The organism is Streptomyces sp. NPDC002926 (genome assembly GCF_053591755.1).
The window spans coordinates 1-1,129 of record NZ_JBSFUK010000093.1 but is presented as its reverse complement, the minus strand read 5'-3'; the positions used below and the strand labels follow the sequence as shown (position 1 = coordinate 1,129).

At 69.7% G+C, this 1,129-nt stretch carries 1 protein-coding gene; it reads left to right on the top strand.

What is annotated here, in order from left to right; translation table 11 throughout:
* The coding region (locus tag ACWDZ6_RS33410; protein ID WP_451505835.1) for a polyketide synthase dehydratase domain-containing protein at positions 1-1,129 on the top strand (1,129 nt) is incomplete at both ends.

Genomic DNA, 1,129 nt, shown 5'->3' with positions numbered 1-1,129 from the left:
CTCACCTGGCCCACCACCCCCACACCCACCGCAGACCTGCCCACCTACCCCTTCACCCGCAACCACTACTGGCTCACCCCCGAACCCCGCACCGATGCCCTGCAGATGGGCCTGGGCCCCACCGATCACCCACTCCTGGCCGCGGGCAGTGAACTCCCCGACGGCTCCTACCTGTTCACCACCACCCTCACCGCCACCGCACACCCCTGGCTCAACGACCACACCATCGCCGGCACCACCCTCCTCCCCGGCACCGCACTCCTCGAACTCGCCCTCCACGCAGGCGACCTGGTCGATCACCCCCAAGTCGCCGAGCTGACCCTCCACTCCCCCATCACCCTCCCGGCCCAACTGCAGATCACCGTCGAAACCGCAGACCACGACCAACGCCACTTCACCATCCACACCCGCACACTCAGCACCGACGACGACCGCACCTGGACCCTGCGCGCAAGCGGCACCCTCACCACCAACCAGCCCGCCGACCTGCCCGACCCCCTCCACTGGCCCGCCGACAACCTCGGCCACCCCGCCGACCTCGACAGCTTCTACGACGAACTGGCCGACCACGGCTACCAGTACGGACCCGCCTTCCGCGGCCTCCAGGCCCACTGGCCCGACACCACCCACCCCACCACCGGCTGGTCCCACATCCAACTCCCCAGCCAGTACGAACCCACCGGATACACCCTCCACCCCGCCCTGCTCGACGCCGCCCTGCACCCCCTGGTCGCACCCACCGGCACCGACACCCCACTACGCCTGCCCTACACCTTCACCAACGTCACCACCCACCCCACACCCGCCCCCATCACCTCCCTACGCATCCACACCACCACCCGCACCGACACACCCGACACCATCACCCTCCACGCCTACACCGACGACGGCACCCCCGCCCTCACCATCACCGGCCTCACCCTCGCAACCGCAGACCCCCACGCCCTCGCAACACCAACACCCATATCCCAAATCCAATGGACCCCGGTCGCGCCCGCAGACCACGCGCAGGCCGACGACAGCACACCAGACGCGCCCACCGGCTGGGTGCAACTCGGCGACGGCATCCCGATCCCCGGGGCCTCCGCCCACTACCCGGACCTGACCGCCCTGCTGGCAGACATCACCC